This window comes from Cedecea neteri (assembly GCF_000758325.1).
Lineage (GTDB): Bacteria > Pseudomonadota > Gammaproteobacteria > Enterobacterales > Enterobacteriaceae > Cedecea > Cedecea neteri_B.
The window spans coordinates 2,021,967-2,035,509 of sequence record NZ_CP009459.1; the positions used below are offsets into that span (position 1 = coordinate 2,021,967).

Annotated in this window: 12 protein-coding genes and 1 tRNA gene; 10 read left to right on the forward strand and 3 right to left on the reverse strand. The window is 54.8% G+C overall.

Annotated features, from left to right (window positions below):
- Positions 1 to 224 precede the first annotated feature (224 nt).
- Positions 225 to 806, forward strand: a complete 582-nt coding sequence (gene lpcA, locus LH86_RS09545; RefSeq protein ID WP_008457307.1) for a D-sedoheptulose 7-phosphate isomerase — start codon at positions 225 to 227, stop codon at positions 804 to 806.
- A 57-nt stretch (positions 807 to 863) separates the two neighbouring features.
- Positions 864 to 1,631 (forward strand): class II glutamine amidotransferase, encoded by a 768-nt coding sequence (locus tag LH86_RS09550; protein WP_039300626.1) that lies wholly within the window; start codon positions 864 to 866, stop codon positions 1,629 to 1,631.
- On the opposite strand, the gene dpaA is transcribed toward LH86_RS09550, so the two are convergent.
- Positions 1,602 to 2,342 (reverse strand): peptidoglycan meso-diaminopimelic acid protein amidase, encoded by a 741-nt coding sequence (gene dpaA, locus LH86_RS09555; protein WP_039300629.1) that lies wholly within the window; start codon positions 2,340 to 2,342, stop codon positions 1,602 to 1,604. The two genes, LH86_RS09550 and dpaA, sit on opposite strands and share 30 nt — an antisense overlap.
- A gap of 293 nt (positions 2,343 to 2,635) precedes the next feature.
- Here dpaA and dinB point away from each other — a divergent pair, with 293 nt between their 5' ends.
- Entirely contained in the window at positions 2,636 to 3,691 is a 1,056-nt protein-coding gene (dinB, locus tag LH86_RS09560) for a DNA polymerase IV (protein WP_039300631.1), read from the forward strand.
- A 189-nt stretch (positions 3,692 to 3,880) separates the two neighbouring features.
- Here dinB and pepD read toward each other — a convergent pair whose 3' ends face one another.
- Positions 3,881 to 5,338 carry a beta-Ala-His dipeptidase gene (pepD, locus tag LH86_RS09565; RefSeq protein WP_039300635.1) on the reverse strand — a complete coding sequence of 486 codons (1,458 nt, stop codon included), beginning with the start codon at positions 5,336 to 5,338 and terminating at the stop codon, positions 3,881 to 3,883.
- Positions 5,339 to 5,593: 255 nt separating this feature from the next.
- Between pepD and gpt the strand changes: the two genes are divergently transcribed.
- The 3 genes from gpt to crl all read left to right on the forward strand — a co-directional run bounded on the left by gpt (position 5,594) and on the right by crl (position 8,033).
- Positions 5,594 to 6,052, forward strand: coding sequence for a xanthine phosphoribosyltransferase (gene gpt / locus LH86_RS09570; protein WP_008457349.1), 459 nt, complete (start codon positions 5,594 to 5,596; stop codon positions 6,050 to 6,052).
- Positions 6,053 to 6,326: 274 nt separating this feature from the next.
- Entirely contained in the window at positions 6,327 to 7,574 is a 1,248-nt protein-coding gene (gene frsA, locus LH86_RS09575; RefSeq protein ID WP_039300637.1) for an esterase FrsA, read from the forward strand.
- Between the two features lie 57 nt (positions 7,575 to 7,631).
- A complete protein-coding gene (gene crl, locus LH86_RS09580; protein WP_039290542.1) occupies positions 7,632 to 8,033 on the forward strand; it encodes a sigma factor-binding protein Crl in 402 nt (133 codons plus the stop codon).
- Between the two features lie 55 nt (positions 8,034 to 8,088).
- Here the strand turns inward: crl and ompC are convergent, their stop codons facing one another.
- Complete coding sequence (ompC, locus tag LH86_RS09585) at positions 8,089 to 9,198, reverse strand: porin OmpC (protein ID WP_039300641.1); 1,110 nt, start codon at positions 9,196 to 9,198, stop codon at positions 8,089 to 8,091.
- Positions 9,199 to 9,496: 298 nt separating this feature from the next.
- On the opposite strand from ompC, the gene proB reads away from it, so the two are divergent.
- The 4 genes from proB to LH86_RS09605 all read left to right on the forward strand — a co-directional run bounded on the left by proB (position 9,497) and on the right by LH86_RS09605 (position 13,412).
- A complete protein-coding gene (gene proB, locus LH86_RS09590; protein WP_039300644.1) occupies positions 9,497 to 10,600 on the forward strand; it encodes a glutamate 5-kinase in 1,104 nt (367 codons plus the stop codon).
- 11 nt (positions 10,601 to 10,611) lie between these two features.
- Positions 10,612 to 11,865 (forward strand): glutamate-5-semialdehyde dehydrogenase, encoded by a 1,254-nt coding sequence (proA, locus tag LH86_RS09595; protein WP_039300647.1) that lies wholly within the window; start codon positions 10,612 to 10,614, stop codon positions 11,863 to 11,865.
- 111 nt (positions 11,866 to 11,976) lie between these two features.
- Positions 11,977 to 12,052, forward strand: a tRNA-Thr gene (locus LH86_RS09600).
- Positions 12,053 to 12,215: 163 nt separating this feature from the next.
- Positions 12,216 to 13,412: a tyrosine-type recombinase/integrase gene (locus LH86_RS09605; RefSeq protein ID WP_039300650.1), complete on the forward strand. Its 1,197-nt coding sequence runs from the start codon at positions 12,216 to 12,218 to the stop codon at positions 13,410 to 13,412.
- The last annotated feature ends 131 nt before the right edge of the window (positions 13,413 to 13,543 follow it).

The following is a 13,543-nucleotide window of genomic DNA, read 5'->3' on the forward strand; positions in this document are numbered from 1 at the left end:
AAGCTCCCTTGCTTGTAGGAGGTCTGACCACTTGTGATGTATTGGTTGTAGTGGATGTTGCTTTATTTAGCAATGTGTTTACAAAATAATTACAACCTTGCTCACATTGTTGCCGCACTTCCGGGGAAAACCCCGGCTTAACACGCGGGGTTACGCTTCTCGCTTTCGGCGCTATCCGGTACACTGCGGGATGTGAAATTCACTCAAACCTCAAGGACCTCCTCATGTACCAGGATCTTATTCGTAGTGAGCTAAATGAAGCGGCGGAAACGCTAACTAACTTCCTTAAGGATGAAGCCAACATTCATGCCATCCAGCGCGCAGCAGTGCTGCTGGCAGACAGTTTCAAAGCGGGCGGCAAAGTACTGTCCTGCGGGAACGGTGGCTCACACTGCGATGCTATGCACTTTGCGGAAGAGTTAACCGGTCGCTATCGTGAGAACCGCCCGGGCTATCCGGCGATCGCGATCTCTGACGTGAGCCACATTTCCTGCGTCAGCAACGATTTTGGCTACGACTATGTCTTCTCTCGCTACGTTGAAGCCGTTGGCCGTGAAGGCGACGTGCTGCTGGGGATCTCCACGTCCGGCAACTCCGGCAACGTCATCAAAGCGATTGAAGCTGCCCGCGCGAAAGGCATGAAAGTCATTACCCTGACCGGCAAAGACGGCGGCAAAATGGCCGGTACGGCTGATATCGAAATTCGTGTGCCGCACTTCGGCTATGCGGACCGCATTCAGGAAATTCACATTAAAGTGATCCACATCCTGATTCAGTTAATCGAAAAAGAAATGGTTAAAGCTTAGCCCGTAATGTCCTCTGCTCCTCCCGGGGCAGGGGACATTCGTTGTGGGAGAGAAGAGATGTGCGAACTGCTCGGGATGAGTGCCAACGTACCGACGGATATCTGTTTTAGTTTTACCGGACTGGTGCAGCGCGGAGGCGGAACAGGCCCCCATAAAGACGGCTGGGGTATTACCTTCTACGAAGGGAAAGGCTGTCGCACTTTTAAAGATCCGCAGCCGAGCTTTAACTCGCCCATCGCCCGCCTCGTCCAGGAATACCCGATTAAATCCTGCTCGGTGGTGGCGCACATTCGCCAGGCGAACCGCGGCAAAGTGGCGCTGGAAAATACCCATCCATTCACCCGTGAACTCTGGGGCCGCAACTGGACCTATGCCCATAACGGGCAGCTAAAGGGCCATCGCACGCTGGAGACGGGGACGTTCCGCCCGATTGGCGAAACGGACAGCGAGCAGGCGTTCTGCTGGCTGCTGCACAAACTCACGCAGCGTTACCCGCGCACGCCGGGCAATATGGAAGCGGTGTTCCGCTACATTACTGAACTGGGTGCAGAGCTTAGAGAGAAGGGCGTGTTTAACATGCTGCTGTCGGACGGGCGCTACGTGATGGCGTTTTGCTCGACGAACCTGTTCTGGATCACCCGCAGAGCGCCATTCGGCGTCGCTAAACTGCTGGATCAGGACGTGGAAATTGATTTTCAGGAAGAGACCACACCGAACGATGTGGTCACGGTCATCGCGACTCAGCCGCTGACCGCCAACGAAACCTGGCACAAAATTGAGCCAGGCAAGTCGGCGTTATTTTGCCTCGGTGAGCTTATAGTTTGAAGCCAGCTGCGGCTGAACTGGCGTCATCACGGCAGGTTTGCTGATGACGTAGTTCCCGCTGACCACGGCCACGCCCGGTGGCTGATGGTTGGCCGCGAAGTAGTCATAGCCTGGTTTCAGCTCTTTCCAGAAGTTGATGTAGGTGGAGTACTTGTGGCGTTCCATATTGGCGTCGGTCATGCGGAACGGGAAGATACTGACCTGCACGCGCGGCTGGCCAAACACCAAAGCCCCGGTCACAAACTGGAAGATTTCGTCGATGCCGGAGTCGGTCATGGCATAGCAGCCAATCGACACGCAGGCGCCGTGAATCATCAGGTATTTACCTTCATAGCCGTGAGCGCGGTCAAATTCATTCGGGAAGCCGATATTAATGGCTTTATAGAAGCGGCTGTCCGGTTTTAACTGACTGCGATCAACGCTGTAAAAACCTTCCGGGCTTTTAAAATCGCCCTGACGCTGTTTTGGTCCCAGGCCGCCGGAATAGTTACAGATGCGGTAGCTGTTGAGAAGCTGATACTGCTCGCCCATCTTCACCCACAGTTCCAGGGTGCGTTCTTCTTTAAAGATTTGAATATAAACCGGGGAGCCCATTAGCTGCTGTCTGCTATCTTTGCCGACAGGGGCGGCGACACCGCTGCTATTCAGCAGGCTGGCGAAAGAGAAAAACGGCATAGAGAGCATCGCAATAATCAGTGCGATCTTACGCATACTGCTTGATTCCTTGATAAAGCTGAAACTAACAGCCAGGACGGCTAAAGGGACCCGAAATCAGAAAATTCTGTACAGGATTGCGCTCACATTAGCATCGTGGCTAATTTTCGCAAGCGCCAGACGCGGGCGTTTACACATTTTATTGGAATCAATTGGAGTTTTTGCGGTGTGTCACTTTATGCCCATGGTGACGCCGCTCGCCAGGTTGTTCATCGTCTACCTGAGACGATTTCCTCATTTTGAAAAATAGCTGTATACTTATCCAGTGTTGTTTTTCTGGTTGAGTGGATATGCGCAAAATTATTCATGTCGATATGGACTGCTTTTTTGCCGCCGTTGAGATGCGTGATAATCCGGCCCTGCGCGATATTCCGCTCGCTATTGGCGGCAGCGCCCAGCGGCGCGGCGTGATCAGCACGGCGAACTACCCAGCCAGAAAATACGGCGTGCGCAGCGCGATGTCGACCGCGATGGCGCTAAAACTCTGCCCGCATCTCACTCTGCTGCCGGGGCGGTTTGAGGCCTATAAAGAAGCCTCTAACCATATCCGCGAAATCTTCTCCCGCTATACCTCGCGCATCGAACCTTTGTCGCTGGATGAAGCCTATCTGGACGTCACCGACAGCGAGCACTGCCAGGGATCGGCCACGTTGATAGCCCGCGAAATTCGCCAGGCGATTGCCGACGAAATAAACCTGACTGCCTCAGCCGGTATTGCGCCGATAAAGTTTCTGGCAAAGATAGCTTCTGACCTCAATAAACCCAACGGCCAGTATGTGATTACGCCCGAACAGGTACCGGACTTTTTAGCGACGCTCACGCTCGGGAAAATTCCCGGCGTGGGCAAAGTCACCGCGGCAAAACTGGAAACTCTCGGTCTGAGAACCTGCGCCGACGTGCAAAATGCTGACCTGGCGATGTTGTTAAAACGCTTTGGGAAATTTGGCCGGGTGCTGTGGGAGCGCAGCCAGGGTATTGATGAACGCGAGATCAGTAACGATCGCCAGAGAAAGTCGGTGGGGGTAGAGCGGACGCTGGCGGAAGACATTCATGAATGGCCAGAATGCGAAGAGATTATTGAACGTCTGTACCCGGAGCTTGAGAGGCGCCTGGCCAAAGAGCGGGCCGACCTGCGCATTGCCCGGCAAGGCATCAAGCTGAAGTTTAATGACTTTCAGCTGACGACCCAGGAGCACGTCTGGCCGAAGCTGAACAAAGAAGACCTGATCGCTACGGCCCGTAAAACATGGGAAGAGCGGCGGGGAGGGCGCGGCGTCCGGCTGGTGGGGCTGCATGTGACCCTGCTCGACCCACAGCTGGAGAGGCAGTTGCTGCTGGGGTTGTGAACAAGATCCTCATCCCGGCCTTCTCCGTGGAAGGGAGAAGGGGAAAAACAGCGTTATCGCTGAAAGTGAGGCTGACAAAGAAAGTACCCTCTCTATTTGAGAGAAAGCGTCAGTGAGCAAGAGGCAAGTAAGGCAAACAAAGAAAATCCCCTCTCCCTTATAGGGAGAGGGTTAGGGCGAGGGTAAAACTTACTTCGCCGGAATCGCCTTCAGCAACTCCGTCAGCAGCGTCCAGTACTGGCCAACGCTCTCAATATGCACCTGCTCGTCCGGGGAATGTGGGCCGGTAATGGTTGGCCCGATGGACACCATGTCCATCTCCGGGTACGGCTTTTTGAACAGGCCGCATTCCAGACCCGCGTGGATAACCATGATGTTCGGCGTCTGGTTGAACAGCTTCTGGTAAGTCTCGCGCACCAGAGCCATCACCGGAGACTTAGCGTCCGGCTGCCAGCCAGGATAGCTGCCTTTCGCCACGGTTTTAGCCCCGGCCAGTTCACCCAGGGACTCCAGCACGCTAACCACGTAGTCTTTACCGGAATCGATCAGGGAACGAATCAGGCAGATAATTTCTGCGCTGTCGTCACTCATGGTCACGACGCCTGCGTTCAGGGAAGTCTCAACCACGCCTTTCACTTCATCAGAGTTACGAATCACGCCGTTTGGCGTCGCGTTCAGCAGATGCAGGAAGGTATTGCGAGCTTTCGTGGTCAGCGCCTGTTTGTCAGACGTTGTGGCTTCCACCAGCACGGTAATGTTCTTCTCGACCGCGGACAGTTCGTTTTTCAGAACGGCCAGGTAGTCGTTAGCCGCAGACTTCAGCTCGGCCGCTTTCGCCGCAGGCACGGCCAGCGTGGCAAAGGCTTCGCGCGGAATGGCGTTACGCAGGGTACCACCGTTCAGATCGAGCAGACGTGCGTCCAGTTCCGCTGCGTGAGCCAGCAGGAAGCGAGCCAGCAGCTTGTTGGCGTTGCCCAGGCCCAAGTGAATATCTGCGCCAGAGTGGCCGCCTTTCAGCCCTTTGATGGTCAGCTTGAAGGTGTCAAACCCGGCTGGAACCGCTTCACGCTGCAGCGGCAGCGTAGTGATGAAGTCGATCCCGCCCGCGCAGCCCATGTAGATCTCACCTTCCGTTTCGGAGTCGGTGTTGATCAGGATATCGGCCTGCATCCAGCCTGCCTGCAGGCCAAATGCGCCGTCCATCCCGGCTTCTTCGGTCATGGTCAGCAGCACTTCCAGCGGGCCGTGCGCCACACTATCGTCTGCCAGCACCGCCAGCGCGGACGCCATACCGATGCCGTTGTCTGCGCCCAGAGTGGTGCCGCGTGCTTTTACCCACTCACCGTCGATGTACGGCTGGATAGGATCTTTAGTGAAGTCGTGAACGGTGTCGTTGTTTTTCTGTGGCACCATGTCGAGGTGCGCCTGAAGCGCCACAGGTTTGCGGTTTTCCATGCCCGGCGTAGCAGGCTTGCGAATCAGGATATTCCCCACCTGGTCACGTTCGACGTGCAGGCCTTTTTCTTTTGCCCAGGACAGGATGTGTTCCGCCAGCGCTTCTTCATGATAGGACGGATGCGGAATAGAACAGATTTTGGCAAAAATATCCCACAGCGGCTGTGGCGATAATTGAGACAATTCAGACACGTTGAGTCTCCCTGGAGTCGTTTTTTTGGCTGACCGGTTACGTTTTTAGCCGGGTTCAGATACACCACAAGCACGGCTTGCGCGATGTTCTGAGAATACCACTTTCTTTTGTTGCGTGAAGGCTGAATACGAGCAAAATCGGCTGCCAATGGCCTGCGGCACTGGTTTTTAGTGCGTCAGATCTCTATAATCTCGCGCAACCAAAACTCCTTCGAATACTTTTTAAGCCGTTATTTACAGGCCGGGACACTTCACATGAGCGAAAAATACGTCGTCACCTGGGACATGTTGCAGATTCACGCCCGCAAACTGGCTCAGCGTCTGCTGCCAGCCGAACAGTGGAAAGGCATTATTGCCGTTAGCCGTGGTGGCCTGGTGCCGGGCGCGCTGCTGGCTCGTGAACTGGGTATTCGCCATGTTGATACCGTTTGCATTTCCAGCTACGACCACGACAACCAGCGTGAACTGACCGTGCTGAAGCGTGCAGAAGGCGACGGCGAAGGCTTCATCGTGATCGATGACCTGGTCGACACCGGCGGCACCGCGGTGGCCATTCGCGAAATGTATCCGAAAGCTCACTTCGTCACTATCTTCGCCAAACCAGCCGGTCAGCCGCTGGTGGACGATTACGTGATTGATATCCCGCAGGACACCTGGATTGAGCAGCCGTGGGATATGGGCGTGGTGTTTGTGCCGCCGTTGGCTGGCCGTTAATCCCCCCAAATTTGCATTGATTTACGCCCGGCATAGCCGGGCGTAATCGTTTTGACAAAGAGGAAAAAAACGTGGTTTTTCCCTCTTTGTGGTTATCAGGCGAAAATCAAAAAATTGATTTTCCTTGTTTACTGTTTTGTATCCTCTGATGCAGCTTCACTTATTTTGAGCTTTGTCATTTATTTGGCGCCCGGCTTAGCCGGGCGTTTGTGTTATTTGGACCGTATCAGGCTACAATAGCGACGTTTCTCGTATTCATGGAGGCAGTGAAACGATGTCGCAGGCCAACCTCAGCGAAACCCTCTTTAAGCCCAGATTCAAACACCCGGAAACGTCCACGCTTGTCCGTCGCGCGCGGCATACCACCACGCCCGCGATCCAGTCTGCGCTGGACGGCAAAAACGTACCCCACTGGTACCGTATGATCAACCGCCTGATGTGGATCTGGCGCGGGGTCGATCCGCGTGAAATTCTTGAAGTGCAGGCCCGGATTGCCTGCACCGAGGCTGAACGTACCAACGACGAGCTGTTTGACACCGTGATGGGTTACCGCGGGGGAAACTGGATCTACGAATGGTCTAAGCAGGCGATGCTCTGGCAGCAGCGTGCGGGCCAGGAAATGGACGAAGAGAAGATTGGCAAATGCTGGCTGCAGGCGGCAAACCTCTACAGCATTGCGGCTTACCCGCATCTGAAAGGGGATGCGCTGGCGGAGCAGGCCCAGGTGCTGGCTAACCGGGCTTATGAAGAGGCTGCTCCCCGGCTGTCCGGCGGGCTACGCGAGCTTGAATTCCCGATGACCGGCGGCGGCACTATCAGCGGCTTCCTGCACATGCCTAAAGGGGCTGAAGGGCCATTCCCAACGGTGCTGATGTGCGGCGGCCTTGATGCCTTACAGAGCGATTATTACAGCCTGTTTGAGAAATATTTTGCGCCACAGGGCATCGCGATGCTGACCATCGACATGCCGTCAGTGGGCTTCTCCTCTAAGTGGAAACTGACCCAGGATTCCAGCGTGCTGCACCAGCACGTACTCAAAGCGCTGCCTAATATTCCGTGGATTGATCACACCCGCGTTGCGGCGTTCGGCTTCCGCTTTGGCGCCAACGTTGCCGTGCGCCTGGCCTACCTCGAAGCGCCTCGCCTGAAAGCCGTCGCCTGCCTTGGGCCGGTGGTTCACGCCCTGCTGAGCGACCCGCAGCGCCAGGCCAACGTGCCGGAAATGTACATCGACGTGCTGGCGAGCCGCCTGGGAATGACCAGCATCTCCGACAGCGCGCTGAGCGTGGAGCTAAACCGTTACTCCCTGAAAACGCAGGGTCTGCTGGGCCGCCGCTGCCCAACGCCGATGTTGTCCGGTTTTTGGGAAAATGACCCATTCAGTCCGGAAGAAGAATCCCGTTTAATCACTTCGTCATCTGCCGACGGCAAATTACTCCAGATCCCGTTCAAGCCGGTGTATCAAAATTTTGACAAAGCGCTGCAGGAAATTACCGGCTGGGTGAAACAAAGATTACGTTAAATATTTGCTAAATTACGACGGTTTGCTAAAACAGTTGCTTCACAACAGGAGATCGTAATGACGTTACCGAGTGGACACCCGAAAAGTAGACTGATCAGAAAGTTCGCCTCGCTTGGCCCGTATATCCGGGAAGAGCAGTGTGAAGACAACCGTTTCTTCTTCGATTGCCTGGCGGTGTGCGTTAACGTAAAGCCCGCGCCGGAGAAGCGTGAGTTTTGGGGATGGTGGATGGTGCTGGAAGCACAGGAAAAGCAATTTACCTACACCTGGCAGTTCGGCCTGTTTGATAAAGACGGCAAATGGACGGCCACCCCGGCAAAAGATAAAGAAGTGGATGAAAAACTGGAGCAGACGCTGCGCGGTTTCCACGGACGCCTGAAAGATTTACTCGCCACCCTTGAGCTTGGGCTGGTGCCTGCCGAGAACTTTGCGGAAAAGCCGCTTAAACTCTCTGCCTGAAAATAAAAAATCCCCGTCAAGCTGACGGGGATTTTTTTATCCGCAGTATCGCGAATTAGAACTGGTAAACCATACCTACCGCAACAACGTCGTCGTTGTTCAGCTTCAGCTTGTTGTTGTCGCTCAGCTGGTTGATTTTGTAATCAACGAACGCAGACATGTTTTTGTTGAAGTAATAGGTCGCGGCCACGTCGATGTATTTCACCAGATCCGCATCACCAATGCCTTCGATGTCTTTCGCCTTAGACTGCACGTAGCCCAGAGATGGACGCAGACCGAAGTCGAACTGGTACTGAGCGATGGCTTCGAACGCCTGGTTTTTGTTAGCAAAACCAGACACGCTGCTGCTGGTGCCCGCCAGGGAGCCCGGGACGCTGATTGGGTTCATGTTACGGGTTTCAGCGTACATGGTTGCCAGGTACACGTTGTTTTTGTCGTACTTGATGCCGGTGGTCCAGGCTTCAGCTTTATCGCCTTTACCGTAAACGGACGCTTTCTGCGCGTTAGTACGGTTAGAGTTGGCGTATGCTGCGCCTACGCTCAGGCCGGTATCAGCGATGTCGTAAGACAGGCTGGTGCCGAAGCCGTCGCCGTTCTGGCGAGAGGTGTCGGTGCGGGTGTTCGCGCTGTCAGCGCCGTTTTTGCCCTGGTATTGCAGAGCCAGCTTCAGGCCATCAACCAGACCGAAGAAGTTGTTGTTGCGGTAAGTCGCCACGCCGGTAGCACGGCCGGTCATGAAGGTGTCGGTTCTGACGAAAGAGTCATCGCCGAATTCTGGCATCATATCGGTGTAAGAGGCGATGTTGTACAGCACGCCGTAGTTACGACCGTAATCGAATGAGCCGTAGTCCCCGGCTTTCAGGCCCGCAAATGCCAGACGAGTTTTGGTGCCGGTAGAGTCGTTTTCTGCTTTGTTACCTGCAATCTGGTATTCCCACTGGCCGTAACCGGTCAGTTGGCTGTTAATCTGAGTTTCACCTTTAAAGCCCAGGCGAGCGTAAGTCTGGTCGCCATCGGAACCGGTGTTATCGCTGAAATAATGTTCAGCTTTAACGCGGCCATAGATGTCAACCTTGTTGCCGTTTTTGTTATAAACTTCGGCTGCCTGAGAAGCAGAAGCAGCCACGATGCCCATTACCACTAATGCCAGTGTGCTCTTTTTCATTTGTTATCCCAAGAATGATGAACGCTTGCAAAATTGATCCAGGAGTCGGGCTCCTGCTAAAAACAGGAAGGGTTTTATCGTTCTCAGATTAAAGATTTATGACAATTTAGGAGAAAGATTAAATAAACGTAATAAAGTTTATATGTCATAAAAATGTAAAATATATCCGCTATCGTCAGCGATCCTTTCTTGCTTATTAGCCCTTTTCCCACGCCGCCTGTTGGCAAGCCGCGCGACTCCTGTTACAACGTCATCTGGCTTTTTAATTTCCCCTTATTTGTAGAAACGGCAGAGAATCATGAGTGACAGCCAGACGCTGGTCGTAAAACTAGGCACCAGCGTATTAACCGGTGGCTCCCGCCGCCTGAACCGCGCCCATATTGTTGAACTGGTTCGCCAGTGTGCCCAGCTGCACGCGGCGGGGCATCGTATTGTGATTGTGACCTCCGGGGCGATTGCCGCCGGACGTGAACACCTCGGCTACCCCGAACTCCCCGCCACCATCGCGTCCAAGCAACTGCTGGCCGCGGTAGGGCAAAGTCGCCTGATTCAGCTTTGGGAACAGCTGTTCTCTATTTACGGCATTCACGTCGGGCAGATGTTGCTGACCCGCGCCGATATGGAAGACCGCGAACGCTTCCTTAATGCCCGCGACACGCTCAGAGCGCTGTTAGATAACAACATTGTGCCGGTCATTAATGAAAACGACGCCGTGGCGACGGCGGAAATCAAAGTCGGCGATAACGACAACCTTTCCGCGCTGGCCGCGATTCTGGCCGGGGCCGACAAGCTGCTGCTGCTCACTGACCAGCAGGGCCTGTACACCGCCGACCCGCGTAACAACCCGGAAGCGGAACTGATTAAAGAAGTGCACGGCATTGACGATGCGCTGCGCGCCATTGCGGGCGACAGCGTTTCCGGCCTCGGCACGGGCGGCATGGGCACCAAGCTCCAGGCGGCCGACGTGGCCTGCCGCGCGGGTATCGACGTCATCATCGCCGCAGGCAGCAAGCCGGGCGTTATCGGCGATGTCATGGCCGGCAACCCCGTGGGGACGCGCTTCCACGCGCAGCAGTCGCCGCTGGAAAACCGTAAACGCTGGATCTTTGGTGCTCCGCCTGCCGGTGAAATTACCGTGGATGACGGCGCGCTGTCCGCCATTCTGGAGCGTGGCAGCTCATTGCTGCCAAAAGGCATCAAAAGCGTGAGCGGCAACTTCTCTCGTGGGGAGGTGATCCGCATTCGCAGCCTGGAAGGGCGCGACATCGCCCACGGCGTTTGTCGCTACAACAGCGACGCGCTGCGCCGCATTGCCGGGCATCACTCCCAGCAAATCGACGAAATCCTCGGCTATGAATACGGCCCGGTGGCCGTGCATCGCGACGACATGATTGTTAATTAAGGAGCAGATCGATGCTTGAACAAATGGGCAAAGCGGCAAAAGAGGCCTCTTACCAGCTGGCACTGCTCTCCGGCCGCGAAAAAAACCGCGTGCTGGAAAAAATTGCCGACTACCTTGAAGCGCGTTCGGAACAGATCCTGACCGCCAACCAGCAGGACGTGGACGAGGCGCGTAAAAACGGCCTCAGCGAAGCGATGCTTGACCGCCTGCAGCTCACCCCGGCCCGCCTGAAGGGCATCGCCGACGATGTGCGCCAGGTGTGTAGCCTCGCCGACCCGGTAGGGCAGGTAATCGACGGCGGGCTGCTGGATAGCGGGCTACGCATTGAACGCCGCCGCGTACCGCTTGGCGTAGTGGGCGTGATCTATGAAGCTCGCCCGAACGTGACCGTGGACGTCGCTTCTCTGTGCCTGAAAACCGGCAACGCCGCTATTCTGCGCGGCGGGAAAGAAACCTGGCGCACCAACAACGCCACGGTGGCGGTGATCCAGCAGGCGCTGGAAGAGTGCGGCCTGCCAAAAGCGGCGGTTCAGGCGATTGAAAACCCGGACCGCGCGCTGGTCACCGAAATGCTGCGTCTCGATCGCTACATCGACATGCTGATCCCACGCGGTGGCGCGGGCCTGCATAAACTTTGCCGTGAACAGTCGACGATCCCGGTGATCACCGGCGGCATCGGCGTGTGCCATATCGTGGTGGACGACACCGCCGAGATTGAACCGGCGCTGAAAATCATCGTCAACGCCAAAACCCAGCGGCCAAGCACCTGTAACACGGTGGAAACGCTACTGGTGCACCAGGCGATTGCCGACCGCTTCCTGCCTGCGCTGAGCAAGCAGATGGCCGAGACCGGCGTGACGCTGCATGCGGACGAGAAATCGCTGCCTGTGCTGCAAACCGGCCCGGCAGTGGTGGAAGCGGTGAAAGAGGCGGATTACAACGACGAATGGCTGTCGCTGCACCTGAATGTGAAAGTGGTGGCGGATCTTGATGATGCCATCGCCCATATTCGCGAGCACGGCACCCAGCATTCGGACGCTATTCTGACCCGCAGGCTGCGCAACGCGAACCGCTTTATTAACGAAGTGGATTCCTCTGCCGTGTACGTCAACGCCTCAACCCGCTTCACCGACGGTGCCCAGTTCGGTCTCGGCGCAGAAGTGGCGGTCAGCACCCAGAAGCTGCACGCCCGCGGCCCGATGGGGCTGGAAGCCTTAACCACCTACAAGTGGATCGGCTTTGGCGACGACACGATTCGTGCGTAATTGAAGACAGGGTGATGCAAAAATCAGCAGTCAGTTTGATAAGTGGTTGACGCATCACCCAATCTTCCTTACCCTTTTACACCGCAGCCACGCTCGTGGCGCGTCCTGAAAGCCGATATAGCTCAGTTGGTAGAGCAGCGCATTCGTAATGCGAAGGTCGTAGGTTCGACTCCTATTATCGGCACCATTTCAAACTCTTCCCAAGTCTACCGAAATCAACTAAAAGCCCGTATACTGCGGTTTCTGGCCCGTATTTTATCTCCTGTTATCAACTGGACTCAACCGAAATCAAGTTGCAGTTGGGGGCATAAATGGGGGCATTCTGTGTTCGGTCCAGGGAGATGCCCCCAATGAAGCTAAATGCGCGGAAGGTAGATACAGCTAAACCCAGAGAGAAAGCCTACAAGCTGGCAGATGGTGCTGGTTTGTATCTTGAAGTCGTCCCCTCTGGTTCTCGATACTGGCGGATGAAATATCGCTTCAATGGAAAAGAGAAGCGTATGGCTTTTGGTGTCTACCCAGCAGTGTCCCTTGCACAAGCGAGGGCACTACGTGATGAAGCCAAGAAAAAGCTGGCCGAGGGTATCGATCCGTCTTTCGCGAAGAAAGAAGAAAAGCTGGTTCGTGATGTGCAGCTCAACAACACGTTCCAGTCTGTGGCACTTGAATGGCACGGTACGAAGGTGAGCCGGTGGTCAGAAGGCTATGCCTCCGATATTATCGAAGCCTTCAATAAAGATATTTTTCCCTATATCGGCCAAGTGCCAGTGAATGAAATCAAACCGCTGGTTCTGCTTAATGTGCTGCGTCGAATGGAAAGCCGTGGCGCGACAGAGAAGGCCAAGAAGGTTCGCCAGCGCTGCAGCGAAGTCTTTCGTTACGCCATAGTTACAGGTCGTGCGGAATACAATCCTGCAGCGGATCTTACCAGCGCGATGTCAGGGCATGAATCGAAGCATTACCCCTTCCTGACTGTTGAAGAGTTACCAGACTTCTTTAAAGCCCTATCCAGCTATACAGGAAGCCCGCTAGTTGTTCTTGCCGCTCGGCTGCTGATCCTTACGGGGGTTCGCACCGGTGAGCTCCGAGGTGCTTTCTGGAGTGAGTTTGATCTTGAAAAAGCGGTGTGGGAAATACCTGCCGACCGAATGAAGATGAAACGGCCTCACCTTGTCCCCCTATCTACCCAAGCACTGGAAATTGTACAGCAACTCAAAGTGATGTCAGGGCAATATCCACTGGTGTTTCCTGGGAGGAATGATCCCCGCAAAACGATGAGCGAAGCGAGTATAAATCAGGTGTTCAAACGGATTGGATATACAGGGAAGGTAACGGGGCATGGTTTCCGTCACACGATGAGTACGATTTTGCACGAGGAAGGGTTCAACACGGCATGGATTGAAACCCAGCTTGCGCATGTCGATAAGAATGCGATTCGTGGGACGTACAATCATGCTTTGTATCTGGAAGGGCGGAGGGAGATGATACAGTGGTATGCGGATTATATTGATAACATTGGAAAATATAAAATAATCATGGCCTTATGATACGAACCTTAAATTGGTCCTTTATTAGTAGGTAGTGTGAAATATAAAGCTTAGCTCCTCCGTTTTGGAGGAGTTCAACCACAGTAATTTTTTTGTACGGATTTACATTTGCGTCTGACTGTCTGCTTAGT

Coding starts and splice junctions, on each gene's coding strand:
- lpcA (WP_008457307.1), top strand. CDS start 225: ATGTACCAGGATCTTATTCGTAGTGAGCTAAATGAAGCGGCGGAAACG.
- LH86_RS09550 (WP_039300626.1), top strand. CDS start 864: ATGTGCGAACTGCTCGGGATGAGTGCCAACGTACCGACGGATATCTGT.
- dpaA (WP_039300629.1), bottom strand. CDS start 2,342: ATGCGTAAGATCGCACTGATTATTGCGATGCTCTCTATGCCGTTTTTC.
- dinB (WP_039300631.1), top strand. CDS start 2,636: ATGCGCAAAATTATTCATGTCGATATGGACTGCTTTTTTGCCGCCGTT.
- gpt (WP_008457349.1), top strand. CDS start 5,594: ATGAGCGAAAAATACGTCGTCACCTGGGACATGTTGCAGATTCACGCC.
- frsA (WP_039300637.1), top strand. CDS start 6,327: ATGTCGCAGGCCAACCTCAGCGAAACCCTCTTTAAGCCCAGATTCAAA.
- crl (WP_039290542.1), top strand. CDS start 7,632: ATGACGTTACCGAGTGGACACCCGAAAAGTAGACTGATCAGAAAGTTC.
- ompC (WP_039300641.1), bottom strand. CDS start 9,198: ATGAAAAAGAGCACACTGGCATTAGTGGTAATGGGCATCGTGGCTGCT.
- proB (WP_039300644.1), top strand. CDS start 9,497: ATGAGTGACAGCCAGACGCTGGTCGTAAAACTAGGCACCAGCGTATTA.
- proA (WP_039300647.1), top strand. CDS start 10,612: ATGCTTGAACAAATGGGCAAAGCGGCAAAAGAGGCCTCTTACCAGCTG.
- LH86_RS09605 (WP_039300650.1), top strand. CDS start 12,216: ATGAAGCTAAATGCGCGGAAGGTAGATACAGCTAAACCCAGAGAGAAA.